We start from the raw sequence: 23579 nt of genomic DNA, 5'->3' as shown, positions 1-23579 counted from the left end.
AGGTCGATCTCCTCGACCTGCCCGACCGACACGTCGTTGACCTTGACCGCCGACTGCGGGACGAGGTCCAGCACGTTCGAGAACTCGATCTTCACGGTCTTCGGGTTCGGCCCGAGATCGGGGCCGCCGGGCAGCGGCAGCGACGACACGCCGTTGAACGAGCAGCCCGACAGGGCCGCCGCTCCCGCGACCGCGGCGACGCCGAACAGCCGCGCGCGGCGGCCGGCGAGGCGTCCTGCCCGGCGCACGCGCCGTGTCGTGCTCATCGGCCACCTCCAGGCATCAGCGCGTTGAGGTCGTTGGTCCGGCTCTGCGGCGCGGCGGCGTTGTTCCGGGCGCCGCCACCGCCGCCGTTCGCCGACTTGGGCGGGCCCTGCGGGCCGTAGGCGTCCGGCGGGATCGGCACCGGGTCGTAGTGCGTGGTCAGCGCGGTGATCCAGGACAGGTCCAGGTGCAGGCCCGTCAGCGCCTTGCCGATGCCGTTGTACGGCTCGACGAAGTCGAGGCACTCCTTGGCGGGCGTACCGACCGAGTAGGCCAGCGAGCAGACCCAGTCCGCCAGGTCGTGGAACTGGCGGAAGTTGTTGCGGGTGTGGATCGTGCCGCTGATCGGGTCGTAGGCGCGGGCCAGGTTGTTGACGGCCAGCGGGCCGGCCGTGAGGATCTCGGCCAGCGCCTCCCTCTCCTTCACCAGCACGCCGGTGATCTGGGCGAGCTGCCGGACGTTGGAGGCCAGCTCGCTGCGGTTGTCCTTGACGAACCGCTGCACGTTGCGCAGCGTCGGGGCGAGGGTGTTGAGCGCCGCGCTCAGCTCCTCCTTCTCCCCCGCGAGCTGCCCCGACACCTGGTTGAGGTGCCCGCTGAACGACTTGATCTGCTGGTCGTTGGTCTTCATCGCGTCGGTGATGACCCGCAGGTTCTTGATCGTCTCGGCGATGTCGCCGCGGTTGGTGCTGAGCGTGCTGAGCGCCTTGGAGGTGTCCTCGATCGTCGCGCGGATGTCGTCGCCCTGGCCCTCCAGGTTGTCGGCGCCGACCTTCAGCAGCTCCGACAGCGACCCCGTGCCGTCCTCGTCGGGCTTGTTGGCGCCCTCGGGGCCGAGCGCCTTGCTGAGGTCGTTCAGGCTGCCGCCGATGTCGTCGATCTCGACCGGGACCGCGGTGCGGCTCACCGTCAGCGTCGCCCCGTCCGCCAGCACCGGGCCGGTCTTGTAGACGGGCGTGAGCTGGATGTAGCGGTCGGCGACGAGCGTCTGGTTGATGATGACCGCCTGCGCGTTGGCGGGCACCTTGTACTTGGCGTCGTACTTCAGCCCGACCTTCACCGAGTCGCCGACCGGGTCGACGCTGGTGACCTCGCCGACCGGGATGCCGAGGATGCGGACGTCGGCGCCCGCGTACAGGCCGACGGTCTTGGTGAAGTACGCCGTCATGTGGCGCTGCTCCTCCCTCTGGAACACCAGCAGGAGCGCGGCAGCCAGCACTGCGACGGCGAGTATCGCGCCGCCGAGGCGAAGGATGGTTGCTGAATTGCGCACGTGAACCTGCCTGATCAGGGGAGGAACGGCAACGGGTTGTCACCGGTGACGCCGGTCTGGCCGTTGCCGTTGCCGCTGCCGTTGCCGGTCTGGCCGCCTTGCCGGTGGGTCTGGTTCCCGCCGGCGGCCGGGGCGTCCCCGATCGAGGCGGGGATCGGGATGAGGTTCTGGATCCAGGAGTCGAACCAGCGTCCCGTGCCGGTCACGTCGGCGAACTGCCGGGCGAACGGCGCGAACAGCTGGAGGATCCGGTCCAGGTTCTTCTGGTTCTTCAGCAGGACGTCGTTGACGGCCGACAGGTTGTCCAGCATCGGCCGGAGCTGCTTCTCGTTCTCCTTGATCAGCGCGTTCACCTGCTGGGAGAGGGTCACGGTCCGGATCAGCAGCTGGTGGATGACGTCGCGCCGGGCCTGCACCGCCCGCAGCACCTTGTCGCCGTCCTGGACGAGCGCGGCGAAGTCCTGGTTGCGGTCGGCGAGCAGCTTCGACACGTCCTTGGCCTTGCCGGTCAGCTCGTGCAGCTCCTCGTCACGGGACGCGATCGTGTCCGACAGCCGCCGCAGGCCCTGCAGCGACGCCCGGACCTCCTCGGGGGAGTTCCTGAACGTGTCCGACAGCACGTCGAACGACTTGGCCACCTGCTCGACGTCGATCGCGCCGACCCGCCGGCTCAGCTCGCTGATCGCGGGGACGACCTCGAACGGGACGTGCGTCCGCTCGATCGGGATGCTGCGGCCGAGCTCGCCCTTCCCGCGCGGGATGAGCTCCAGGTAGTGCGCGCCGAGCACCGTCTTGATCTTGATGCTGGCCTCGGTGCGGTCGCCGAGATCCACCCCGTCGTCCACCCGGAAGGTGACCTTGACGTGGTCGCCGTCCAGCTCCAGCTCCTTCACCTCGCCGACCTTCACGCCGGCGATGCGGACCTCCTCGTCCGCCTTCAGCCCCGCGGCCTCCTTGAACGCGGCGGTGCGGGTCTCACCGCCGGAGATGAGCGGGATGTTGCCCAGGTTCATCGCCAGCACGACCAGCGCGATGATGACCGCGAACCCGATGAGGCCGACCGGGGTCGGGTTGCGTTCACGGAACGAGACCCTCATCTACTTGCACCTCGCGTTCTCGTTCACGATCGCCGGCGTCTGGTAGACGGGTCCGCCCGGCAGCCGCACGCGCGCGTCGAGGCCGCAGATGTACATGTTGAACCAGGACCCGTAGGAGGAGATGTTGATCAGCCCCTCCAGCCGCTTCGGCGTCCGCTTCAGGCCCTCGTCGAGGTCGCGGCGGTTGTCCTTGAACGTCCCGGTGAGCTTGCGCAGCCCGGCGATGTCGTTCTTGATGTCGGGACGCGCGTCGACGAGCAGGTCCTGCGTGGTGCCGGTCAGGTCGTTGATCGCCGACACCGAGTCGAAGATCGCCTGGCGGTCGCCGGACACCCCGCTGACGAACCCGCGCAGGTCCAGGATCAGCTGGTTGACCTCGTCGTGCCGGTCGTCGATGGTGCCGAGGACGGTGTTCAGGTTGTCGACCACCCGGCCGATGACCCGGTCCCGGTCGGCGAGCGTGTTGGTCAGCGACGCGACGTGCGCGAGCAGGCTGTTGATCGTCCCGCCCTCACCCTGCAGCACCTTGATGATCTGCATGGCGAGCGTGTTGACGTCATCGGGCTCCAGCGCGCGGAACAGCGGCCGGAAGCCGTTGAACAGCGTCGTCAGGTCCAGCGCCGGCTTGGTCTGCGCGATCGGGATCGTGTCGCCGGGGTCCAGGTAGCTGTTGGCCTGGCCGGCGCCGTCGGCCAGCGCCAGGTACCGCTGGCCCATCAGGTTGCGGTACCGGATGTGCGCCTGCGTGGACGTCGGCAGCCCCGCCTCCAGGGCGTCGTCGTCCTGGACGCTGAACGTCACCTCGGCCTGGTGGCCCTTGTAGAGCTCGATGTCCTCGATCTGGCCGACCCGGACGCCGGCGACGCGCACGTCGTCGTTCTCCAGCAGCCCGGTCACGTCCGAGAAGATCGCCTTGTAGCTGTTGGTGGACCGGAACCGCACGTTGGAGATCGTCATCGCCAGGATGCCGGTGGCGACGGAGGTGACCACAACGAACAACGTCAGCTTGACCAGCGCACTCGTCGTCTTCACTTGATCGTCACCACCGATCCGTCACCCAGCAGCGGGCCGAACATCAGCGCCGACACATCGGAGACCTGGTCGGCGGGGGTCCGCGTCATCGGCCCGACGACATTCTTGATCTTTTCCTTCTCGCTCATCGAGCCCGGGTCGACGAAGACGTTCGACATCGCCCGGCCGCGGCCGCCGGCGGGCGCGTTCGGCGGGTCGGGGTCCTTCCACCACAGGTCGTCCTGCGTGCCGTCCAGCGCCAGGTAGTCCGGGAACGGGACCTTCGGGTTCGGCAGGCCGTAGCAGCGCGGGTTGCGCTGGTCCTTCACCTCCGGCAGGTCCAGCGGGTTCTTGTAGCCCGGCCGCGGCTTGACGATCTCGACGGTCAGGTTGAACGTCTTGGATCCGCCCCCGCCGGCCACCCGCTCGGCCTCCGGCTTGAGCTTCATCAGCCCGGACAGCACGCACGGCAGCGACGGCGAGTACCGGGCGACGACGCTCAGCACGTCGCGGTTCGCGATGTTGAAGCCGATGATCTTCGGTCCGTTGTGCCGCATGAACGCGTCGCCGTCCTGCGCCAGCGCGGTCGTCGCCGGGATCAGCCGCTCGATCGTCGCCGTCTTGTCGGTGATCGTCCGGCTGGTCACGTTGAGGTTGCGGAGCGTCTGCAGCAGGTCCGGCGCCGCGGCGTGGTAGATGTCGGACACGTCCGCCAGGCCGTGCAGGTCGTGGACCAGCGTCCCGAGCTCCGGGTTGATCTTCTTCAGCAGCGCGTCCGCCTGCTCCAGGTTCTGCCCGAGCTGCTCCCCGCGGCCCTGCAGCGCCGTCGCCAGCGCGTTCAGCGTCGCGTTCAGCTCCGCCGGCTTCACCGCCTGCAGCAGCGGCAGCAGGTCGTTCAGCAGCTTGTCGATCTCGACGGCGACCCGCGAGCGGTCCTGCTGGATCACGGCGCCCTCGGGCACGCCCAGCGGGCCGGGCTGCTCCGGGACGTGCAGGTCCACGTACTTCTCGCCGAACAGCGTCTTCGGCAGCAGCCGCGCCTGCACGTTCCGCGGGATCAGCTTCGCCTTGTCCGGGTCGAGGGCCAGGTGCAGCGTCGCGCCCTGCGAGGTGGCGTCGGTGCCGCGCACCTCCCCGACGATCAGCCCCCGCACCTTGACGTCCGAGTGCGACAGCAACTGCAGGCCGGCGCGCTCGGCGCGCACCGTCACTTCGGTCACCGGGGTGAACGCCTTGTTGAACAGGGCCACGGTGAGCGCCAGCAGCAGGACGATCACCAGGATCATCGAGAGGCCGAGCACACGGAACCGCACACGTTCGCTCATCGCGCCGTCACCCCGCGATCCGGACGCCGGGTTCGGTGCCCCAGATGGCCATCCCGAGCAGCAGGTCGGTCACGTTGATCACGACGATGCTGGTGCGCACCGCGCGGCCCACCGCGACGCCGACGCCCGCCGGGCCGCCGCTCGCGTGGTAGCCGTAGTAGCAGTGGATCAGCATCACCAGCACCGAGAATATGATTACTTTTGCGAACGACCACAAGATGTCGTTCGGCGGTAGGAACAAATGGAAATAGTGGTCGTAGGTGCCGGTCGACTGCCCGTAGAAAACGGTCACGATCAGCCGCGTCGCGCCGTAGGAGGCCAGCAGGCCCACGATGTACAGCGGGATGACCGCGATCATCCCGGCCAGCATCCGGGTCGTGACCAGGAACGGCATCGACGGGACGGCCATGACCTCCAGCGCGTCGATCTCGTCGGAGATCCGCATCGCGCCGAGCTGCGCGGTGAACCCGCAGCCGACCGTCGCCGACAGCGCCAGCGCCGACACCAGCGGCGCGATCTCGCGGGTGTTGAAGTACGACGCGATGAACCCGGTGAACGCGGCCGTGCCGATCTGGTTCAGCGACTCGTAGCCCTGCAGGCCGACCTGGCTGCCGGTGAAGAACGTCATGAAGCCGACGATCACCACCGAGCCGCCGATCACGGCGAGGCCGCCGGTGCCGAGGCTCACCTCCGCCAGCAGCCGCAGGACCTCCTTGCGGTAGCGGCGCAGCACCCGGAACGTCCACGCGAACGCGCGGGCGTAGAACGACATCTGGTGCCCGAAGTCGTCCAGCCGCTGCAAGGGGGCGTTCACCGCCTTCGTGACGGTCTTTCCCGTCTTTCCTGGGGCAGCCATCACATGCCCTTCGACGGGACGAACTGGAAGTACAGCGCGGAGATCAGGAAGTTCTCCAGGAAGAGCAGCATGAAGGTGATGACGACGGTCTGGTTGACCGCGTCACCGACCCCCTTCGGGCCGCCCTTGGCGTTCAGCCCCTTGTACGAGGCGACCAGTCCCGCCGTGATTCCGAAGACGAACGCCTTGAACTCGGCCTGCAGCAGGTCGGGCAGCTGCGCGATCGCGTTGAAGGAGGCCAGGTAGGCGCCCGGGGTGCCGTCCTGCAGCATGACGTTGAAGAAGTAGCCGCCCATCAGGCCGACCACCGAGACGAGCCCGTTCAGGAACAGCGCGACGAAGGCGCAGGCGAGCATCCGCGGCACGACCAGGCGGTGCAGCGGGTTGATGCCCAGCACCTCCATCGCGTCGATCTCCTCGCGGATCTTGCGGGAGCCGATGTCGGCGCAGATCGCCGACCCGGCGGCGCCCGCCACCAGCAGCGAGGTGACCAGCGGGCTGGCCTCCCGGACGATCGCGACGACCGCGGTCGCACCGGTGTAGGACTGCGCGCCGAGCTGCCGGATGAGCCCGCCCACCTGCAGCGACAGGATGCCCCCGAAGGGAATGGCGACCAGCATCGTGGGAATGGCGGTGACGCTGACGATGAACCACGACTGCTGGATGAACTCGCGCCACTGGAACGGCCACTTGAACAGCGCCCGGAACGTGTCCAGGCACAGGGCGAAGAACCGGCCCGGTTCCCGGATCGCGACATTGGCGGCGCCGTCCCCGAATTTGCGGAGCGTCGTGGAAGAACCCTCGTCCTTCCCGTCCCCTCGCTGGTCCGCGCCGATACCAGGAGTGGACATCAGTACCCGGCACCCGCCCCGTACTGGCCGGGCGGCGGGTTCCCCGGGAACTGGCCACCGGGGCCGCCGGGACCGCCGGGCGGCATCCCGCCCGGGGCGGCGGGCGGCGGGCCGCCCGCGGGCGCCATCGACGCCACGTACCGCGGCCACTCCTCGACCCAGTTGCGGCCCAGGTCGTCGATGAACGAGCCGGGCGGCGGGGTGACGCCGTGCGCGGCGCACCAGGCACCGGGGGCGTGCTGGCCCCGGCGGACCCGGCCGTTGCTCGTCATGAGCTGCGGCGGGATCGGCGGCAGCTTGCCCGGGTCGTCGCCCAGCTTGGCCTCGGCCTCCAGCTCGGAGACGTCCTTCTCCTCCGACATCCCGATCGGGCCGACCTTGCGGGCGTTGAGGAACTGCCGGACGACCGGCTCCTCGCTGGACAGCAGCATCTCGCGCGGACCGAACATCACCAGCTCGCGGCGGAACAGCAGGCCGATGTTGTCCGGGACGGTCCGGGCGGTGTTGATGTCGTGGGTGACGATCAGGAGCGTCGCGTTGATCTCGGAGATCAGGTCGACGAACGTCTGGTTCAGGTAGGACGTGCGGACCGGGTCGAGGCCGGAGTCCGGCTCGTCCACCAGGAGGATCTCGGGGTCGAGCACGAGCGCGCGGGCCAGGCCGGCGCGCTTCTTCATGCCCCCGGAGATCTCGCCCGGGAGCTTCTTCTCCGCACCGAGAAGCCCGACCAGGTCGAGGTTGTTCATCACGATCTGCCGGACTTCGGACTCGGACTTCTTGGTGTGCTCGCGCAGCGGGAAGGCGACGTTGTCGTAGACGTTCATCGACCCGAAGAGGGCGCCGTCCTGGAACAGCACGCCGAACAGCTTGCGGGTCTCGTAGAGCTGCGCCTCCGGCAGGCGCGGGAGGTCCCGGTCGCCGATCCAGATGTGCCCGCGGTCGGGCTTGAGCAGGCCGACCAGTGACTTCAGGAACACCGACTTGCCGGTTCCGGACGGGCCGAGGAGAACGGAGATCTCTCCTGCGGGGACCGTCAGCGACACGTCCTGCCAGATGGTCTGTCGGCCGAAGGACTTGGTGAGGCCCTCGACTCTGATCTCGACGCCCACTCGTCACCTTTCGTCCAGGCCGGGGGGAATCCCGAACCAATGAGCGAGTTAGCTCTCAGGCTCTTCTCTCGTCACACCGTGTGTCCGCCCTCTTACTACCGTCCGGTAGCCGTGACGGGTGCCACTACCGTAGCGATCCCGCGTCCAAATGGAAGGGGATCCTCCCCAGATCAGCGGCTAAATGCGACGTCGTAAGACAATCGTTACTTACGCGCCTATGAGACTAGCGGTCCAAGAACCGGCGTCTCAAGCGGGTCGTGCTGTTCACCGGGGACCGGACGGCTCCGTCGCGGCCACCGTGACAAGGCGGCCCTCCTGTGGCCACAGCGTCGGAACGGGACGCTACGCGCCGTCCCGAGAACCGCACAACCCGCGCGGGCACACGGTTTCCCACAGACGTTTATCACTCCCGCACAGGAAATCGACGGCCGCCCGACCGCCCCTTCACCCCTAGCGACAACCGCTCTGTCAGCGGACGGCGAACACGATCCGTACGTCCTCGAAGAGGGCCCGCTGCCGGCCTCCGGGGAACGCGGAAAGCCTCCAGGAAACGAAAGAGGCGGCCGTCCCACCGTGGTGGAACGACCGCCTCCTGAGGAGCGGTGGAGCCCTGCGGGCCCTCCGGCTCTGAAGCGCCCTACTTGACGGTGACCGTCGCGCCGGCCTTCTCCAGGGCCTCCTTGGCCTTGTCGGCCGCTTCCTTGTTGACCTTCTCCAGCAGCGGCTTCGGCGCGCCGTCGACCAGGTCCTTGGCCTCCTTCAGGCCGAGGCTCGTCAGCGCGCGAACCTCCTTGATGACCTGGATCTTCTTGTCGCCGGCGCCCTCGAGGACGACGTCGAACTCGTCCTGCGCGGCGGCCTCTTCCTCGGCCGGGGCGGCCCCGCCCGCGGGGGCGGCGACGGCCGCGACCGGCGCGGCGGCCTTGACGTCGAAGACCTCTTCGAACTGCTTCACGAAGTCCGAGAGCTCAAGAAGGGTCATCTCCTTGAACGCGTCGAGCAGGTCGTCGGTGCTGAGCTTCGCCATGATCTTTCCTCCGCTATGGCTTGAAAACTGGGGATTACGGAACCGCGGATGCCTACTCGGCGGATGCCTCGGCAGGCGCCTCGGCGGCGGTCGCCTCGGCGGTCTCGCCGCCTGCCTCGCGCTTGGCGCGCAGCGCCTCGGCGAGCTGCGCCGTCTGCGTCGGCAGCGCGTTGAAGAGCGCGGCCGCGTTGGACAGCGAGCCCTTCATCGCACCCGCGAGCTTCGCGAGCAGCACCTCGCGCGACTCCAGGTCCGCGAGCTTGGTGACCTCGGCCGCGCTCATCGCCCGGCCGTCGATGAACCCGCCCTTGATCACCAGCGGCGGGTTGGCCTTGGCGAAATCACGCAGGCCCTTGGCGGCCTCGACCACGTCGCCCCGGACGAACGTGATGGCGGACGGGCCCACGAGCAGGTCGTGGAACTGCTCGTCGACACCGGCCTCGTTCGCGGCGCGCTTGGTCAGCGTGTTCTTCACCACGCGAAACCGTGCGGTCTCGCCGAGGTTGCCGCGCAGCTCCTGCACCTGCGCGACCGACAGCCCGCGGTACTCGGTCAGCACGGCGCCGTTGGAGCTCTCGAACTCGTTCTTGAGCTCGGCTATCGCCGCGTCCTTATCGGCCCTGGCCATCCGGCCTCCTTCCGATTACCTGGGTGGGTACCAAAAAACGCCCCGGCGCAGGCGCACGGGGCGTCCAGGCAAGGCACGGAGGCCAAGCGGAAGCTCTCGTCTCACCTGCGCAGGCCGCCCGAACGAATCGGGACCTTCGGTCACCTCGGCATGAGGTGACGACCGGCGGTCTTCGGCACCGAACAGGGTACGTGCTGGGAACCTGCTTTAACAAATCAGCGGAACGGGCGAGGGACCGTCCCCTTTCGGAGTGCAGTCCCTCGCCCGTTGGCCGGTCGTGCGTCAACCGCCGGGTCCGCGCATCATCCCGGCATGTCGGTGACCTGGCCCGCCGGCGGCGCGGCGATCTGCACCGGCTTTCCGTAGTCGCGGTACGTGATCGTCATTGCCATGGAGCCCGCGGCGGACCTGTCCGCCTTTACCGCCAGCTTGCGGGGAAGCTGCTCATCGTCCACCCACAGGTCGAAGTGCGCTTGGCTCATGCCCGACGCGCCGACGCTCTTGCGGTACGCGTCCTGCGACTCCGCCGGAAGCTTCGCGATCGCGTCCTCCGTACGGTATGTCCCGGTGTAGCGGGTCGTCTCGACCCCGTCCACCGTCTCCTCACCGACCTTCTTCACGTCCTTGGACGCGGTCAGCAGCACGGTGTTCTGCAGCGGGTCCATATCGCGCGACTCCTGGAGCAGCTTGTCGAAGCCGATGCCCGACCCGGACTTCTGACCGATCGCGTCCAGCGACATCTTGACCCACGGCTTGGAAGACTGGACGCCGCCGCCGTCCGTCGGCGCGGGCAGTTTGATGTACATGTTCTGGCCCACGAGGCGCTGCTCGCCGCCCGACAACGACTTGCCGGCAACCGATATCTCGTCGAACAACATGCTGTAGGCCAGCTCCGGCTTCAGCTGGTACTTCATCGTGCCGTTCTGCGTGATGTCGCCCTGCGGTGAGCCCGTTACCTTCAACGACACGCCCGCCTGGAAAGAGTCGACCTCTCCAGTCTTGTCCGCGGCCTTGCCGAGCACCTGCGAGGCGGTGAGCTTGAGGTTCTCGCCGGCCTCGTCCACCGTGTTCCCGGCCTCACCGCAGCCGGTCACTGAGAGGGCGAGGCCGGCGGCCAGCGCGACGCCCGTGGCGAAACGACGGATCATCGTGGGGGTCTCCTTGCTCTGCTTGCCCCGGCCCGCTATGTGTGCGCCGGGGCATTTGGGTCGAATGCTAGGTCAGACGCCCAGGAGATCCTCGATGTTCGCACTGTCCTCTTATGGCTAATGTGCTGGTCTTACTTGTTTTTTTCGGATGTACCGTAAAGGTCAGTTCCCGCCGAGGAACGAGCCGAGCGACAGCTGCCCGACCTGGTCGGACGGCGGCGGATTCACGGTGAACGACTCGCCGTAGTCGCTGTAGAGGACGGTCACCGTGCCGTTCTCACCCTGCGAGCCGTTCGTCTTCGACACGAGCTTGCGGGGCAGGTTCTCCCCGTCCGTCCACAGGTCGAAATTGATCTTGCCGTTGGCCTTGTCCTTCGGCAGCCACTTGCCGACGTCCTCGCGCGCCTCCGCGTCGAGGCGGTTCAGCGCGTCCTGGACGGTCACCGTCCCGGTGTAGTGCGTCGTCTGGACCCCGTCGACCGACTCGGTGCCGACCCGCCGGGCGTCCTTGGAACCGGTGAACATCTTCGTCTGCTCGGCCGGGTCCACCTTCTGCACCTGGTTGACCAGGCTTTGGACGTCGAACCCGGTGCGCTGCGACGCCTCGTTCACGTCGATCTTCACCCACGGCTTGCCGCCGCTGACGAACTGGCCGAGCTTCGGGACCTTCGCGTACAGGACGTTCCCGGTGAACAGCGCCTGGCCGTTGGCGCCGGGAAGCGTCTTCCCGCCGCGGCTGACCTCGTCCAGCTTCGCGCTGAACTTCAGCTCGGGACGCAGCTGGAACTGCCCGTCGGCATGGATCTCGCCGTTGCCGCCCGCGTCGGTGCCGGTCACCGTGAGGTCGGCCTTGAACGTGTCGGCCTCACCGGTCTTCTTCGATGTCTTCAGCAGCGCCTCACTGGCGCTGAGCCGCATGTTCTCCGTGCTCTCGGTGCCACCACCGCCGCATCCGGTCAGGAGGAGCGCGGCGCTCACGGCGGTGCCGCCGGCCGCCACCACGAGTCGTCGGTTCATGAGGGTTGAGCCTCCCTTGTCGCCCTGCTGGTGTCCCCAGTCTGTCGGCGCGCTAACAGCGCCACATCCCCCGGTGGTACGAACAGCCGAACGAAGCGTACGACCTAGGGGCTACGGGCGGACGCGCCGGTCGGCACCGCCGTCGAGCCGATTCTGGAAGGGCTGCGGGGTCAGCGGTAGGAGCCGAAGGTCATTGCGCCCTTGAGGGTGGCGCCTCCGGACTGGGCGTCCAGGCCGATCCAGGTGGGGCGGGCCTTGCTGTCGGCCCACAGGTCGAGCCCGCAGGCGGCTTCCGCGGGTATCCACTCGCGGATCGCGGCGGCCACGTCCTGCGGCAGCAGCGGATACACGTTGCCCATCCCGGCCTGCGCGGTGAACCGGGTCTTGCCGCTCCCGTCCGGCTCGCTCGCGGTCACACCCGGGAGCGTCCCGATCAAGAAGGTGAACTGGCGGGGGTCGGAGCCGTTCTGCAGCGTGGCGAGCTGCTTCGCCGAGAGCTTGGACTGGGTCCACTTCTCGCCGTCGAAGCCCTTGACCGAGCTGCCGCTCACGATCACCTTCTCGGTGACCTTGCTGAGTTCGCCGTCCTGCATGGTGCGCGTGACGCCGGTCGCGTTCAGCGCGAACTTCGGCCACAGCGTGAACGTCGCGGTCTCGGTGGCGTGCCGGTAGTCGTCGCCCGATCCGAGCGTCACCTTCACGTCCGTCTTGCGGGTGAAGGCGTGCAGGCTCGGGCCTGGTTGGGGCGGCGCCGTGGGCAGGCCCTCCAGTCCGCTTCCCGACGGGGTCCCCGGGGCGCCGGAGCCGTCGCCCGCTCCCCCGGGGCCACCGGAACCGTTGCCCGTACCCGGCGCCGCGGAGGCGCCCGGGGTGACGATGCCGGTCGCCGTGCCGTTCGGGTTGGCCGGGTCCTGCTGGGCCATGGCCGCGGACGCCGGAACCGAGCCGTCCTCGGTCGAACCGCCGCCGACCTTGACCACCATCAGGACCGCCGTGGGCACGACGGCGACGGCGGTGACTACGGAGATGGCGATGGCCCGATCGGTTCGACGCTTCACGAGGAAGATTCAACACCAGATTCCCCATCGGTAACAAAGCAATCTGGTTACCAATTTGTCCGGTACCGGACGCCGATCTATGTATCCACGGCGTTCGGTGCTAAGGGCACCGGAAACGAGCAGGGCGCCCCCGGTGTGTCGGGGACGCCCTGCTCGGTGAGACGAACTCGGTGAGACGAACTCGGTGAGACGATCGCGCGGTCAGGCGCCTTCGAGGTCCGCGGTGAGGTTGCGGACCGCGTTCGGGTCCACCGGGATGCTCGGGCCCATCGAGGTCGTCATCGACGCCTTCTTGACGTAGCGGCCCTTCGCGGCGGACGGCTTGAGCCGCTGGATCTCATCGACCGCCGCGGCGTAGTTCTCCACCAGCTGGAGCGGGTCGAAGGACGCCTTGCCGATGATGAAGTGCAGGTTCGCGTGCCGGTCGACCCGGAACTCGATCTTGCCGCCCTTGATGTCGGACACGGCCTTGGCCACGTCCATCGTGACCGTGCCGGTCTTCGGGTTCGGCATCAGGCCGCGCGGTCCGAGCACCCGGCCCAGCCGCCCGACCTTGCCCATCTGGTCCGGCGTCGCCACGACCGCGTCGAACTCCAGGAAACCGCCCTGGATCCGCTGGATCATGTCGTCGGAGCCGACCAGGTCGGCGCCCGCCGCCTCGGCCTCCTTCGCCTTGTCGCCGACGGCGAAGACCAGCACGCGGGCGGTCTTACCGGTGCCGTGCGGCAGGTTGACCGTGCCGCGCACCATCTGGTCGGCCTTGCGGGGGTCGACGCCCAGCCGCAGGGCGACCTCCACGGTCGGGTCGAACTTGACGACCGTGGTGTCCTTGGCGAGCTTCACGGCCTCGGCCGGGCTGTACAGCCGGTCCCGGTCGATCTTCTCCGACGCGGAGCGGTAGCTCTTGCTGCGCTGCATTCTCGTTCCTCCACTGGAACTCGTGGTACGGGCCGCGCAGGCCCTTCCACCGGGGTTTGCCTACTTGACCTCGATGCCCATGGACCGCGCGGTGCCGGCGACGATCTTCTGGGCGGCCTCCAGGTTCTTGGCGTTGAGGTCGGGCATCTTGGTCGTGGCGATCTCGCGGACCTGGTCGGCGGTGACCGAGCCGACCTTGGTCTTGTGCGGCTCGCCGCTGCCCTTCTCGACGCCCGCGGCCTTCAGGATGAGCTGCGCGGCCGGCGGGGTCTTGGTGACGAAGCTGAACGACCGGTCCTCGTAGATGGTGATCTCTACGGGGATGACGTTGCCGCGCTGGGCCTCCGTCGCAGCGTTGTACTGCTTGCAGAAGTCCATGATGTTGACGCCGTGCGGACCGAGCGCGGTACCGACCGGCGGCGCCGGCGTCGCGGCCCCAGCCTGCAACTGGACCTTCACCAGTGCGGCGATCTTCTTCTTCTTGGGAGGCATGCCTCTCCCTCAGTGTTCCGTTTGCTGTGGTCCCGACTCCCGGATACCGGGCAACGCGGCGGGCGGAACGTAACCGCCGTGTTGGGACCCTTGTTGACCCCAGGCCCCGCATGCGCGGAGTGCAATGACGCTGGACGTTCACGAACGCAGCGATCTTGGGGTCATCCCCGCGTGCGCGGGGAGACAACCCGTCCAGGATACGGCCTGGTCGAGGTGGGTCGGTCAGATCTTGGAGACCTGGTTGAAAGACAGCTCGACCGGCGTTTCGCGGCCGAAGATCGAGACCAGGACCTTGAGCTTCTGCTGTTCGGCGTTGATCTCGTTCACGGTGGCGGGGAGGGTGGCGAACGGGCCGTCCATGACGGTGACCGACTCGCCGACCTCGTAGTCCACGGTGGCCTGCACCTTGGCCTGCTCCTTGGCCTTGACCGCGCCCTCCTCGGGCTCGGGGGCCAGCAGGTTGGCGACCTCGTCCAGGCTCAGCGGGGACGGCTTGTTCAGCAGGCCGACGAACCCGGTCACGCCCGGCGTGTTGCGGACCGCGGCCCACGACTCGTCGGTCAGCTCCATGCGGACCAGGATGTAGCCCGGCAGGACCTTCTCGTTGACCTTCTGCCGCTTGCCCTGCTTGATCTCGGTCACCTCGTGCTGCGGGACCTCGATCTGGAAGATGTAGTCCTCCATGTTGAGGGTCTGCGTCCGGGTCTCGATGTTGGTCTTGACCCGGTTCTCGTAGCCCGCGTAGGAGTGCACGACGTACCAGTCGCCCGGCTGGAGCCGGAGCTGCATCTTGAACTCGGCGTACGGGTCGACCGGCGGTCCGGCGGGCGCCTCTTCCTCCGGCTCCCCTTCTTCCCCCGGCTCCCCTTCGCCTTCCTCGGCTTCGACGGCCTCGGCTTCGACGGCCTCGGCGAGATCGCCGGCGTCCGCGGCGGGGTCCGGCTCGGGGCCCTCGCCCTCGAGCTTGGTGTCCGCAGGCTCGCCCTCACCGGCGATGACGGCCGCCTCGGCCGCCTCGTCGGCGGGCTCGGCCGCCTGATCTGCCGCAGCAGCCGCAGCGGACTGGGCCTCTTCAACGGCCTCGTCGTATGGCTGTGAGGACTCGGACACGGTGTCTCTTTCTCTCGGTCAGCGGTGATAGAGCTTGCGATGGTACGGCGGTGGCTCGTCCGGGCGCCGCGATACCGCGGCCGCGACGTCAGCCGAAGATGGCGTAGACGCCCTGCTGCAGCCCGTAGTCGACGCCGGACACGATCCCGACCATGATCAGCACGAAGATGAGAGCGGCGACGGTGTAGGTGATGAGCTCCCGCCGCGTGGGCCAGATGACCTTGCGCAGCTCAGCGATGATCTGGCGCACGAAGAGTGGCGGAGTCGTCCGCTTCGGGGACTTCTCCTTCTTGCGCTTGCCTTCGCCCTTGGCCTCAGGCTCGTCGCGCTCGTCGGTCTCAGTCGCCATTTGCCGCCGTTCACCTCATAGGTCGTGATCCAACCACCATGTGGTTGCCGCACGGTCCCGTGCCGCGGGGTGCGGCCGCACCGCCGTGACGGGTGCGCGCACCGCACCTCGCAGGGCAGGAGGGACTCGAACCCCCAACCGCCGGTTTTGGAGACCGGTGCTCTGCCAATTGAGCCACTGCCCTTCATTCTCCGGGTCACGGAGAACCCCCGGCCATGGGACCGGGATGGTGCCGGACCCCAGCTTACGGCCTCTGGTGACGTCCGCGTGCGGACAGGCTCGTATACCGGTGACACGCCACTAGGAAGTGGAGTCTACGTCTCGGAGCCCCCCGCGTCGAACCGGATGGCCGCAGCGCCATCCAACCGACGAGCTCCGCCGAGGCCTGGATATATGGCTCGGGTGGTGGGAGGCCATCTGTAACGATGGGGACATGAGCATTGACCGTCCTCGCATCTCCAAGCGCATCGCCGCGATATCCGAATCCGCCACGCTGGCCGTCGACGCCAAGGCCAAGGCGCTGAAGGCGGCGGGCCGCCCGGTCATCGGGTTCGGCGCGGGCGAGCCCGACTTCCCCACGCCCGACTACATCGTCGAGGCGGCGGTGACCGCGTGCAGGGTTCCGCGGTTCCACAAGTACACGCCGGCGGGCGGGCTGCCCGAGCTGCGCACCGCCATCGCCGAGAAGACCGAGCGCGACTCCGGCCACAAGGTCGAGGCGTCCCAGGTCCTGGTGACCAACGGCGGCAAGCAGGCGGTGTACGAGGCGTTCGCCGCGCTGCTCGACCCGGGCGACGAGGTGCTCGTGCCGACGCCGTACTGGACGACCTACCCCGAGTCGATCAAGCTGGCGGGCGGGGTGCCCGTGGACGTGGTCGCCGACGAGACCACCGGCTACAAGGTGAGCGTCGAGCAGCTCGAGGCGGCCCGCACGGACCGGACGAAGGTGCTGCTGTTCGTGTCGCCGTCCAACCCGACCGGCGCCGTGTACTCCCGCGCCGAGATCGAGGCGATCGGGCGCTGGGCCGACGGGCACGGGCTGTGGGTCGTCACGGACGAGATCTACGAGCACCTCGTGTACGGCGACGCCGAGTTCCACTCGATGCCGGTCGTCGTCCCGGAGCTCGCCGACCGGACGCTCGTCCTGAACGGCGTCGCCAAGACGTACGCCATGACGGGCTGGCGGGTGGGCTGGATGGTCGGCCCGGCGGACGTGGTGAAGGCCGCGGCCAACCTGCAGTCGCACGCGACGTCCAACGTGGCGAACGTGTCGCAGGCGGCGGCGCTCGCGGCGGTGACCGGCGACCTGTCGGCGGTGGCGGAGATGCGCGCGTCGTTCGACCGGCGCCGCAAGACGATCGTGCGGATGCTGAACGAGATCCAGGGCGTGGTCTGCCCCGAGCCGGAGGGCGCGTTCTACGCCTACCCGTCGGTGAAGGCGCTGCTGGGCAAGGAGATCCGCGGCAAGCGCCCGGAGACGTCGGTGGAGCTGGCGTCGCTGATCCTGGAGGAGGCGGAGGTCGCGCTCGTGCCGGGCGAGGCGTTCGGCACACCGGGCTACTTCCGGCTCTCGTACGCGCTGGGCGACGACGACCTCGTCGAGGGCGTCTCGCGCGTGGCGAAGCTGCTCGCCGAGGCGAGCTGACACTCCCCTGCCGCGAAAGGACCGGCCCCGGGCACGTGCCCGGGGCCGGTCCTTTCGCGGAACGGGCGGCCGCCTCCGCCCCCGTTCCCAGGAGGTCCCGGCCGGGTGTCCCGCCGCGGCCCCTCTCCGCCGCAGGACACCCGACCGGAACGGGTCATCGTCCGGCCGGCGCGGGGATCATGGGCGGACGCCCTCGGCTATGCGCATGAGGCGCCCCTTGACCGAGCCGCCGCCCGACACGGTCACCCCGACGCCGGGCCTGGCCAGCCAGGAGATCTGGCGTCCCGAGCCGGGACGGTCGCCGATGAGCGCCGGCATCCCCCGCACGGACGTGCGGCCGGGGAGTCCGGGTGTCTTCATCAGGTCCTGCGGGCCGGTGAGCCCGCTCCCCTTCACCATGCCGATCTCAAGCCACCCGGTGCCGCCGCGCCACTTGCACGTCGTCGTCCTGCGCTTCGCGTCGCCCTTCACGGTGCACGGCCCGGTGGCGGTGAGACCGTCCGGGACGTAGGCGATCCAGCGCGGCAGGCCGTCCAGGGCCCCGCCCGTGCCGGGCTTGCGCGGCTCGCCCCCGGACCCTCCCGGCGACGGGTGGGTCTCCGGCTTCCGTGAGGTTCCCGCCCCGGGCTCCTCCTTGGCTGACGGGGACGCGGAGGCGCCCGGGGCGGGAGGCCGTTCCGGCTTCCGGAGCGTCGAGCCGCCGTCCGCGGGGCCGGCGGTCTCGGGGTTTCCGGCAGGTGTGGCCCGGAACGACTGATAGGTGGGCACGAGGGCGAGCGCGGCGACCGCGGCCGCGGCGACTCCGGCGGCGGCGTGGATCCGGGCCTTCCTGCGCCGGTGGCGGCGTTTGACGTCCGCGGCCAGCGACGGCGACGCGGTCGCCTCGGCCGCCCGCTCGGCCATCGCCCTGCGCAGTTCACTCTCCAGATCCATCGCTCATCTCCCCAGTGGCGCCAGGTTCTTGTCGAGGCGCTCCCGGAGCCTGGCGAGCCCCCGGGACGCCTGGCTCTTGACCGTTCCGACCGAACAGCCGAGCGCCTGCGCCGTCTCCGCCTCCGAAAGGTCCTCCCAGAAGCGCAGGACCAGTACCGCCCGCTGCCGCGGGCCGAGCTTGCGCAGTTCGTCCATGAGCGTCCCCCTCAGCTCGACGGCGTTGTCCGAAGAGACCGCGGGTGTCTCTGGGAGCCGCGCCATCTGGATCTCCCGCAGCACCTTCCATCGCCGGGACCGGCTGATCACGAGGTTGACCAGGATCCGGCGGACGTAGGGCTCCGGGTCGCTTCCGGCCTCCAGCCGTCCCCAGTGCCGGTAGGCCTTCTCCAGTGCGGTCTGCAGGATGTCCTCGGCGTCCTGCCGGGCCCCGCACATCAGCGCCGCGGTGCGCAGCAGGGCATCGCCGCGTGCCGCCACGAACTCCACGAACGACTCGTCGTCTCGACGCCCCACTGTGCTCCATCCCGGGCTAGAGCAAATCCGGCTCGTCTTTGTCGGGGAGGGTGGGCGGCTCCGCGCCGAGCCGCCCACCCGTCTCTTGTCGGGCCCGCTTGCCGGGCCCCGCCCCTACCGGCCCTGGCGCAGGGCGGTCGCGACGTCCTTCAGGGCACCGCCGGTCAGGGCGGGGCTGCCGTTGACGAGCATCGAGGTGCCGTTCGGGTCGAACAGCAGGACGCCGTTGCCGCCTTCGGGGAGCCTCATCGCCTGCCGGAGCTGATTCTGCGTCATGCCTGCGGGCGTCTTCAGCGTTTCGACGGTGATCCACCGGGCGTTGCCGCCGACCGTCCCGGCCTTGGCGACCCACTTCTGCGTGACGGCGCAGATGTTCTTCTTGCGCAGGTCGGCGGAGCCGGGGACGGTCGAGACGTGGCGCAGGCCCTTGGCCAGCATGACGGTCTTCTCGACCGGGCCGCCGACCTTCACCGCGGGTGCCAGCTTGCTGCAGTCGAGCTTGGGGACGGCGGGCAGGCCGGGCTTGGCGGGGACGCGGGCGTCCGGCCTGTCCACCGGGCGGCCCTTCGGCAGGTCCTCGGTGGAGGGCGCGCAGGTCGGCAGGTCGGCCGGGAGCTTCGACCTGGCGTCCGGCGCCTTCACGCCGGGGACCCCGGTGTCGGGCAGGCCGGTGTCGGGCAGGCCCGTGTCCGGCAGGCCCGTCCCGGGCAGGCCGGGCTTGGGCAGGTCCTTGGGCGGGACGTCGGCGCCGGGCAGGTCCCTCGTGGCCCTGTTCTGCTCCAGCTGCTTCTCGACCTGCTGCTTCTGCTTCTCGAGCTGCTTCTTCGCGCCGGTCTCCGGGACCTTGGCCTTCGGCAGGTCGGGCCTGGCCGGAAGGCAGGTCGGGTCGGCCTTGGGCACGGCGTCCTGGACCTTGCGCTCCGCCGCGGGGGCCTTGGCTCCGTGGGACTGGAGGCCCGCCTCCTGATGGGTGCCGGTCATCGCCCACGTCGCTCCGCCGCCCACGGCGACAGTGCCGATGGCGGACGCCGCGATCACGGCGGCCTTCAGCGTCATCATGATGTATCCCTTCGCCCGTCGTTCCTTCTGCGGGGGTGCCTGTTCTCTCTCTGGCGCCCCTCGTATACGCACGGTGGCGGGATGGGGTTGCACGCGATTCCAAAGTTTTTTCGGATGCCCATGGGTGGGGATGGCCGTGGCGTGTCATAGGAGGTAGTCCGGTGTGGTGATCCTGGCCGCATGGGGGTACGACGAGGACGATGATCCGGCAGCATTGGCTCATGGAGGCCCGTACCGTTTCAGCTCGTCCGGCCCAGGAACGTTCCACGCAAGATCCTTCGGTGCCGGACCATCGGAGGCCCGCCCCCGCGCGCGGCCCCGCCCGCTCGGACGTGGCCCTGCTCCCCAAGGCCCACCTGCATCTGCACTTCACCGGGTCGATGCGGCATTCCACGCTCGTCGAACTCGCCGGCGAGCGCGGCGTGCACCTGCCGGACGCCCTCGTCGAGGACTGGCCGCCCAAGCTGCACGCGACCGACGAGCGGGGATGGTTCCGGTTCCAGCGGCTCTACGACATCGCCCGCTCGGTGCTGCAGACACCGGACGACCTGCGCCGCCTGCTGCGCGAGACCGCCGAGGACGAGGCGGCGGAAGGCTCGGGCTGGCTGGAGATCCAGGTCGACCCGAGCGGGTACGCGTCCACGTTCGGCGGCCTGACCCCGACGGTCGAGCTGATCCTGGACGCGGCGAAGGAGGCGGCGAGGTCGGCCGGCATCGGCATCGGCGTGGTGATCGCGGCGAACCGGACGCGGCACCCGCTGGACGCCAAGACCCTCGCGCGGCTCGCCGTCCGGTACACCGGCGACGGCGTCGTCGGGTTCGGGCTGTCCAACGACGAGCGGCGAGGCCGGGCCTACGACTTCGAGGGGGCGTTCCGGATCGCCAAGCGCGGCGGGCTGCTGTCGAACCCGCACGGCGGTGAGCTGCTCGGCCCGGCGAGCGTCCGGGAGTGCCTGGAGACGCTGGACGCCGACCGGATCGGGCACGGGGTGCGCGCCGTGGAGGACCCGCGGCTGCTGGCGCAGATCATCGACCGGGGCGTGACGCTGGAGGTCTGCCCGGCGTCGAACGTGGGGCTCGGGGTGGCGGCGACGGCGGCGGACGTCCCCGTACGGCGCCTGTACGAGGCGGGCGCGTCCATCGCGCTGGGCGCGGACGACCCGCTGCTGTTCGGTTCGCGGCTGGCCGTCCAGTACGAACTCGCCCGGACCGAGCACGGCTTCGCCGACGCGGAGCTGGCCGAGCTGGCGCGGCAGTCGATCCGGGCATCGGCGGCGCCGGACGACGTGCGGGCTCGGCTGATGGCGGGGATCGACGCCTGGCTGGCGCGCTGACGCCCGCCCCTCTCCTTACAGCGGGTCGGGGTGGTCGCTGAGCGTTTCGACGCCGCGGAGACCCTCCGCCCAGTCCGCGATCGAGCGGGGAAGGTCGTCCCCGGTGGCGTGGGGGACGCCGAACGCGGTGACGACGTTCAGCAGCAGGCCCGCCGACAGGAAGCCGGCGATCTCGCCGGGCTCCTCGCCGGACAGCTCGCTCACCACCCGCCACAGCCGCGCCCAGCGGATACGGCCGAGCCTGCCGACCTCCTCGTCCCGGACGGCGATCGCGTGCACCTTGAGCTGCATCCGCAGAAGATCGGGCTCGTCCAGCGGCAGCCGTCCGTACGCCTCCGCCATCGCGGCCATCGCGTCCTCGCCGTGCAGGCCGGCGGCGGCGGCGCGCAGGACGTCCTCGATGCCGTCGAAGCAGCGTTCGGCGGCGGCGAGGAACAGGGCGTGCTTGGTCGGGAAGAGCCGGAACATGTAGGGCTGGGAGACGCCGACGCGCCGCGCGATGGTCCACGTGGACGTGCCGTCGTAGCCGCCGTGGGCGAACTCGGCCATCGCGGCCTCGACCGCCAGCTCGCGGCGCGCCCCGGCACTCATCCTCGGGCTCATGCGACCCCAAGTTAGTCGGTGAGCGGAGCTCGCCCTGCAACATGTTCAGAGGTCCACAGTCCGCGGCGTTCGAGATGGGCGACCAGAAGTTCACCGGCCCGGACGATGTGGTCCCGCATCTGCGCGCCCGCGGCCGGCGCGTCCCCGTCGCGCAGGGCGGTCAGGATGCGCTCGTGATCGCGGACGGCGAGGCGGGGCCAGTCTGGGAGCCTCCCGTACAGCCCGCGCGGGACGTACCGTGCGGCGGTGCCGAGCGACCAGGCCAGCTTCGCCGAGTCGGCCGCGAGATTGATCTCCCGGTGGAAGTGGTGGTTGTGCTCCTCCATCAGGTCGGGCCTGCGGGCGGCATCGGCACGTTCCAAATCGTGCTGGAGCGCGTCCAGGGCCCGGAGGGTCTCGGGGCCGATCCGCGGGGTGGCCCGCGTGGCCAGTTCGGCGGCGATGCCCGCCTGCACCCAGAAGAGGTCCTGTACGTCGCGTTTCGACAGCGGCGCGACGACGAACCCGCGTCTCGGCTCCAGGACGACGAACCCCTCGCTGCGCAGCGATTTCAGCGCCTCCCGGACGGGGGTGACGCTGATACCGAAGTCCATCGCCAGCCGTTCGAGCCGCAGGTAGTCGCCGGGACGGACGCGCCCGTCCATGATCAGCTCGCGGATGCGGGCGGCGGCCTCGTCGCTCAGCTGGAGTCGCATGCCGGGTGTCCGCCGGGGGGCGGGTGCGGGTAGGGCCACTTGTCGTACTCCCGTCCGGGCCCTTCCGCGGCCCCGGGCCGCGGTCGTCGAGGGCCCTGACTTCATGGTTCCCGCTCGATGCCCGTTTCAGCCCGCCCGCCGTCGCGGAAGGGGAGTCAGAGGGTCACGCCCACCAGGACGGGCTCGTTGACCAGCTCGACGCCGAACGCGTCGCGGACGCCTCCGCGGACCTCGCGGGCCAGTGCCAGCAGATCGGCGGTGCTGGCGCCGCCCGGGTTGGTGAGCGCCAGGGTGTGCTTGGTGGAGATGCGCACCGGGCCGACGGTGTGGCCCTTGGTGAAACCGGCACGGTCGATCAGCCAGGCGGCGGACGTCTTCACCCGGTCGCCGATCTCCGGGTAGCGCGGGAAGGCCGCGTCCGGGCCGAGCCGGTCGGCGACGCGGCGCTCCAGCTCGGTGAGCTGGCCGGGCTCCAGGACCGGGTTGGTGAAGAAGGATCCGGCGCTGCGGGTGTCGGGGTCGGCGGCGTCCAGGACCATGCCCTTGCCGCGCCTCAGTTCGAGGACGGCGTCGCGCGCCTCCTTCAGCGTCACCCTGTCCCCCGGGTGGACGCCGAGCTTGTTCGCCAGCTCGGCGTAGGCGACCGGCTGCGACTCCTCGGCCTCGTGCAGCGCGTACGTCACGTCCAGGACGACGTACCGGTCGTCGCCCTTGAACACGCTGTGCCGGTAGGTGAAGCGGCAGGCGTCGCGGTCGAGCGTGACGACGGTGCGGGCGTGCCGGTCGTAGGCACGGACCTCGACGATCGTCTCGCTGACGTCCTGGCCGTAGGCGCCGACGTTCTGGATCGGCGTCGCGCCGACCCGTCCGGGGATGCCCGAAAGGCACTCGACGCCGGCGAGGCCCTCGGCGACGCAGCGGGCGACGAACGGGTCCCAGTCCTCGCCGGCCTGGACCCGGACGTGGACGGTGCCGCCGGACGACGCGACGCGTTCGGTGCCCCGGGTGCCGACGTGGACGACCGTGCCGGGGAACCCGTCGTCGGAGACGACCAGGTTGCTGCCGCCGCCGAGCACGAGGACGGGCTCGCCCCGCTCGTCGGCCTTGCGGATCTCGGTGACCAGTTCCGCCTCGGTCGTCGCCTCGACGAAGCGCCGGGCGGGGCCGCCGAGCCGCAGCGTGGTGAATCCGGCCAGTTTCACCTCTTCAGCGAACACCGCCACGTCGTGTTCCCCTCCCGTACGTGCCCGGCCACCCACTGCGG

The 23579-nt window shown here is 69.6% G+C and carries 25 protein-coding genes and 1 tRNA gene; 2 read left to right on the top strand and 24 right to left on the bottom strand.

Going from position 1 to position 23579, the window contains the following annotated elements; translation table 11 throughout:
- The 18 genes from E1285_RS06515 to E1285_RS06430 all read right to left on the bottom strand — a co-directional run.
- On the bottom strand, nucleotides 1–266 hold a 266-nt coding region (locus E1285_RS06515), incomplete at its 3' end, for an MlaD family protein (protein WP_207946443.1).
- Nucleotides 263–1537, bottom strand: a complete 1275-nt coding sequence (locus E1285_RS06510) for an MCE family protein (RefSeq protein WP_243722601.1) — start codon at nucleotides 1535–1537, stop codon at nucleotides 263–265. The genes E1285_RS06510 and E1285_RS06515, both read right to left, overlap by 4 nt.
- 14 nt (nucleotides 1538–1551) lie before the next feature.
- On the bottom strand, nucleotides 1552–2634 hold the full coding sequence (locus tag E1285_RS06505) for an MlaD family protein (RefSeq protein ID WP_132149085.1): 1083 nt from the start codon (nucleotides 2632–2634) through the stop codon (nucleotides 1552–1554).
- On the bottom strand, nucleotides 2635–3666 hold the full coding sequence (locus E1285_RS06500; protein WP_132149083.1) for an MCE family protein: 1032 nt from the start codon (nucleotides 3664–3666) through the stop codon (nucleotides 2635–2637).
- The gene (locus E1285_RS06495) at nucleotides 3663–4970 is read right to left on the bottom strand and encodes an MCE family protein (protein ID WP_132149081.1); all 1308 of its coding nucleotides are present in this window, start codon (nucleotides 4968–4970) and stop codon (nucleotides 3663–3665) included. Before E1285_RS06495 ends, E1285_RS06500 begins: the two co-directional genes overlap by 4 nt.
- Nucleotides 4971–4977: 7 nt before the next feature.
- Nucleotides 4978–5742 (bottom strand): ABC transporter permease, encoded by a 765-nt coding sequence (locus E1285_RS06490; RefSeq protein ID WP_347814059.1) that lies wholly within the window; start codon nucleotides 5740–5742, stop codon nucleotides 4978–4980.
- 83 nt (nucleotides 5743–5825) lie between these two features.
- On the bottom strand, nucleotides 5826–6677 hold the full coding sequence (locus E1285_RS06485; RefSeq protein ID WP_132149076.1) for an ABC transporter permease: 852 nt from the start codon (nucleotides 6675–6677) through the stop codon (nucleotides 5826–5828).
- Nucleotides 6677–7786, bottom strand: a complete 1110-nt coding sequence (locus E1285_RS06480; protein WP_132149074.1) for an ABC transporter ATP-binding protein — start codon at nucleotides 7784–7786, stop codon at nucleotides 6677–6679. Before E1285_RS06480 ends, E1285_RS06485 begins: the two co-directional genes overlap by 1 nt.
- A gap of 637 nt (nucleotides 7787–8423) precedes the next feature.
- On the bottom strand, nucleotides 8424–8813 hold the full coding sequence (rplL, locus tag E1285_RS06475) for a 50S ribosomal protein L7/L12 (protein WP_132149071.1): 390 nt from the start codon (nucleotides 8811–8813) through the stop codon (nucleotides 8424–8426).
- A gap of 52 nt (nucleotides 8814–8865) precedes the next feature.
- A complete protein-coding gene (gene rplJ / locus E1285_RS06470) occupies nucleotides 8866–9441 on the bottom strand; it encodes a 50S ribosomal protein L10 (RefSeq protein WP_132149069.1) in 576 nt (191 codons plus the stop codon).
- A 302-nt stretch (nucleotides 9442–9743) separates the two neighbouring features.
- The gene (locus E1285_RS06465; protein WP_132149067.1) at nucleotides 9744–10589 is read right to left on the bottom strand and encodes an LppX_LprAFG lipoprotein; all 846 of its coding nucleotides are present in this window, start codon (nucleotides 10587–10589) and stop codon (nucleotides 9744–9746) included.
- Between the two features lie 162 nt (nucleotides 10590–10751).
- Nucleotides 10752–11606: a hypothetical protein gene (locus tag E1285_RS06460; RefSeq protein ID WP_243722600.1), complete on the bottom strand. Its 855-nt coding sequence runs from the start codon at nucleotides 11604–11606 to the stop codon at nucleotides 10752–10754.
- A 170-nt stretch (nucleotides 11607–11776) separates the two neighbouring features.
- Nucleotides 11777–12664, bottom strand: a complete 888-nt coding sequence (locus tag E1285_RS06455; RefSeq protein WP_132149065.1) for a hypothetical protein — start codon at nucleotides 12662–12664, stop codon at nucleotides 11777–11779.
- A 201-nt stretch (nucleotides 12665–12865) separates the two neighbouring features.
- On the bottom strand, nucleotides 12866–13582 hold the full coding sequence (gene rplA / locus E1285_RS06450) for a 50S ribosomal protein L1 (protein ID WP_132149062.1): 717 nt from the start codon (nucleotides 13580–13582) through the stop codon (nucleotides 12866–12868).
- Nucleotides 13583–13642: 60 nt separating this feature from the next.
- On the bottom strand, nucleotides 13643–14074 hold the full coding sequence (gene rplK, locus E1285_RS06445; RefSeq protein WP_132149060.1) for a 50S ribosomal protein L11: 432 nt from the start codon (nucleotides 14072–14074) through the stop codon (nucleotides 13643–13645).
- A 222-nt stretch (nucleotides 14075–14296) separates the two neighbouring features.
- A complete protein-coding gene (nusG, locus tag E1285_RS06440; RefSeq protein ID WP_207946442.1) occupies nucleotides 14297–15184 on the bottom strand; it encodes a transcription termination/antitermination protein NusG in 888 nt (295 codons plus the stop codon).
- Between the two features lie 88 nt (nucleotides 15185–15272).
- Nucleotides 15273–15533 carry a preprotein translocase subunit SecE gene (secE, locus tag E1285_RS06435; protein WP_132149058.1) on the bottom strand — a complete coding sequence of 87 codons (261 nt, stop codon included), beginning with the start codon at nucleotides 15531–15533 and terminating at the stop codon, nucleotides 15273–15275.
- A 111-nt stretch (nucleotides 15534–15644) separates the two neighbouring features.
- Nucleotides 15645–15717, bottom strand: a tRNA-Trp gene (locus tag E1285_RS06430).
- Nucleotides 15718–15966: 249 nt separating this feature from the next.
- Here E1285_RS06430 and E1285_RS06425 point away from each other — a divergent pair.
- Complete coding sequence (locus E1285_RS06425) at nucleotides 15967–17178, top strand: pyridoxal phosphate-dependent aminotransferase (RefSeq protein ID WP_132149056.1); 1212 nt, start codon at nucleotides 15967–15969, stop codon at nucleotides 17176–17178.
- Nucleotides 17179–17355: 177 nt separating this feature from the next.
- Here the strand turns inward: E1285_RS06425 and E1285_RS06420 are convergent, their stop codons facing one another.
- From E1285_RS06420 to E1285_RS06410, 3 genes are all read right to left on the bottom strand, one after another.
- Nucleotides 17356–18111 carry a hypothetical protein gene (locus E1285_RS06420; RefSeq protein ID WP_132149054.1) on the bottom strand — a complete coding sequence of 252 codons (756 nt, stop codon included), beginning with the start codon at nucleotides 18109–18111 and terminating at the stop codon, nucleotides 17356–17358.
- 3 nt (nucleotides 18112–18114) lie between these two features.
- A complete protein-coding gene (locus tag E1285_RS06415; protein WP_132149052.1) occupies nucleotides 18115–18624 on the bottom strand; it encodes a SigE family RNA polymerase sigma factor in 510 nt (169 codons plus the stop codon).
- 114 nt (nucleotides 18625–18738) lie between these two features.
- Complete coding sequence (locus tag E1285_RS06410) at nucleotides 18739–19683, bottom strand: hypothetical protein (RefSeq protein ID WP_132149050.1); 945 nt, start codon at nucleotides 19681–19683, stop codon at nucleotides 18739–18741.
- A 281-nt stretch (nucleotides 19684–19964) separates the two neighbouring features.
- Here E1285_RS06410 and E1285_RS06405 point away from each other — a divergent pair, with 281 nt between their 5' ends.
- Entirely contained in the window at nucleotides 19965–21017 is a 1053-nt protein-coding gene (locus E1285_RS06405) for an adenosine deaminase (protein ID WP_279509706.1), read from the top strand.
- Between the two features lie 15 nt (nucleotides 21018–21032).
- Here E1285_RS06405 and E1285_RS06400 read toward each other — a convergent pair whose 3' ends face one another.
- The 3 genes from E1285_RS06400 to E1285_RS06390 all read right to left on the bottom strand — a co-directional run bounded on the left by E1285_RS06400 (nucleotide 21033) and on the right by E1285_RS06390 (nucleotide 23538).
- The gene (locus E1285_RS06400; protein WP_207946441.1) at nucleotides 21033–21620 is read right to left on the bottom strand and encodes a TetR/AcrR family transcriptional regulator; all 588 of its coding nucleotides are present in this window, start codon (nucleotides 21618–21620) and stop codon (nucleotides 21033–21035) included.
- A gap of 11 nt (nucleotides 21621–21631) precedes the next feature.
- A complete protein-coding gene (locus E1285_RS06395) occupies nucleotides 21632–22315 on the bottom strand; it encodes a GntR family transcriptional regulator (RefSeq protein WP_207946440.1) in 684 nt (227 codons plus the stop codon).
- A 155-nt stretch (nucleotides 22316–22470) separates the two neighbouring features.
- Entirely contained in the window at nucleotides 22471–23538 is a 1068-nt protein-coding gene (locus E1285_RS06390; RefSeq protein WP_132149046.1) for a UDP-N-acetylmuramate dehydrogenase, read from the bottom strand.
- Nucleotides 23539–23579: the final 41 nt, after the last annotated feature.

This window comes from Actinomadura sp. 7K507 (assembly GCF_004348425.1).
Taxonomy (GTDB): domain Bacteria; phylum Actinomycetota; class Actinomycetes; order Streptosporangiales; family Streptosporangiaceae; genus Spirillospora.
Note: the sequence above shows the minus strand (reverse complement) of the source record. Positions and strands in the feature narration are given on the sequence as shown.

Coding starts and splice junctions, on each gene's coding strand:
- E1285_RS06420 (WP_132149054.1), bottom strand. CDS start 18,111: ATGGATCTGGAGAGTGAACTGCGCAGGGCGATGGCCGAGCGGGCGGCC.
- E1285_RS06485 (WP_132149076.1), bottom strand. CDS start 6,677: ATGTCCACTCCTGGTATCGGCGCGGACCAGCGAGGGGACGGGAAGGAC.
- rplA (WP_132149062.1), bottom strand. CDS start 13,582: ATGCAGCGCAGCAAGAGCTACCGCTCCGCGTCGGAGAAGATCGACCGG.
- E1285_RS06490 (WP_347814059.1), bottom strand. CDS start 5,742: ATGTCGTTCTACGCCCGCGCGTTCGCGTGGACGTTCCGGGTGCTGCGC.
- rplK (WP_132149060.1), bottom strand. CDS start 14,074: ATGCCTCCCAAGAAGAAGAAGATCGCCGCACTGGTGAAGGTCCAGTTG.
- E1285_RS06400 (WP_207946441.1), bottom strand. CDS start 21,620: ATGAGCCCGAGGATGAGTGCCGGGGCGCGCCGCGAGCTGGCGGTCGAG.
- E1285_RS06395 (WP_207946440.1), bottom strand. CDS start 22,315: ATGCGACTCCAGCTGAGCGACGAGGCCGCCGCCCGCATCCGCGAGCTG.
- E1285_RS06505 (WP_132149085.1), bottom strand. CDS start 2,634: ATGAGGGTCTCGTTCCGTGAACGCAACCCGACCCCGGTCGGCCTCATC.
- E1285_RS06495 (WP_132149081.1), bottom strand. CDS start 4,970: ATGAGCGAACGTGTGCGGTTCCGTGTGCTCGGCCTCTCGATGATCCTG.
- secE (WP_132149058.1), bottom strand. CDS start 15,533: ATGGCGACTGAGACCGACGAGCGCGACGAGCCTGAGGCCAAGGGCGAA.
- rplL (WP_132149071.1), bottom strand. CDS start 8,813: ATGGCGAAGCTCAGCACCGACGACCTGCTCGACGCGTTCAAGGAGATG.
- rplJ (WP_132149069.1), bottom strand. CDS start 9,441: ATGGCCAGGGCCGATAAGGACGCGGCGATAGCCGAGCTCAAGAACGAG.
- E1285_RS06410 (WP_132149050.1), bottom strand. CDS start 19,683: ATGATGACGCTGAAGGCCGCCGTGATCGCGGCGTCCGCCATCGGCACT.
- E1285_RS06425 (WP_132149056.1), top strand. CDS start 15,967: ATGAGCATTGACCGTCCTCGCATCTCCAAGCGCATCGCCGCGATATCC.
- E1285_RS06465 (WP_132149067.1), bottom strand. CDS start 10,589: ATGATCCGTCGTTTCGCCACGGGCGTCGCGCTGGCCGCCGGCCTCGCC.
- E1285_RS06460 (WP_243722600.1), bottom strand. CDS start 11,606: ATGAACCGACGACTCGTGGTGGCGGCCGGCGGCACCGCCGTGAGCGCC.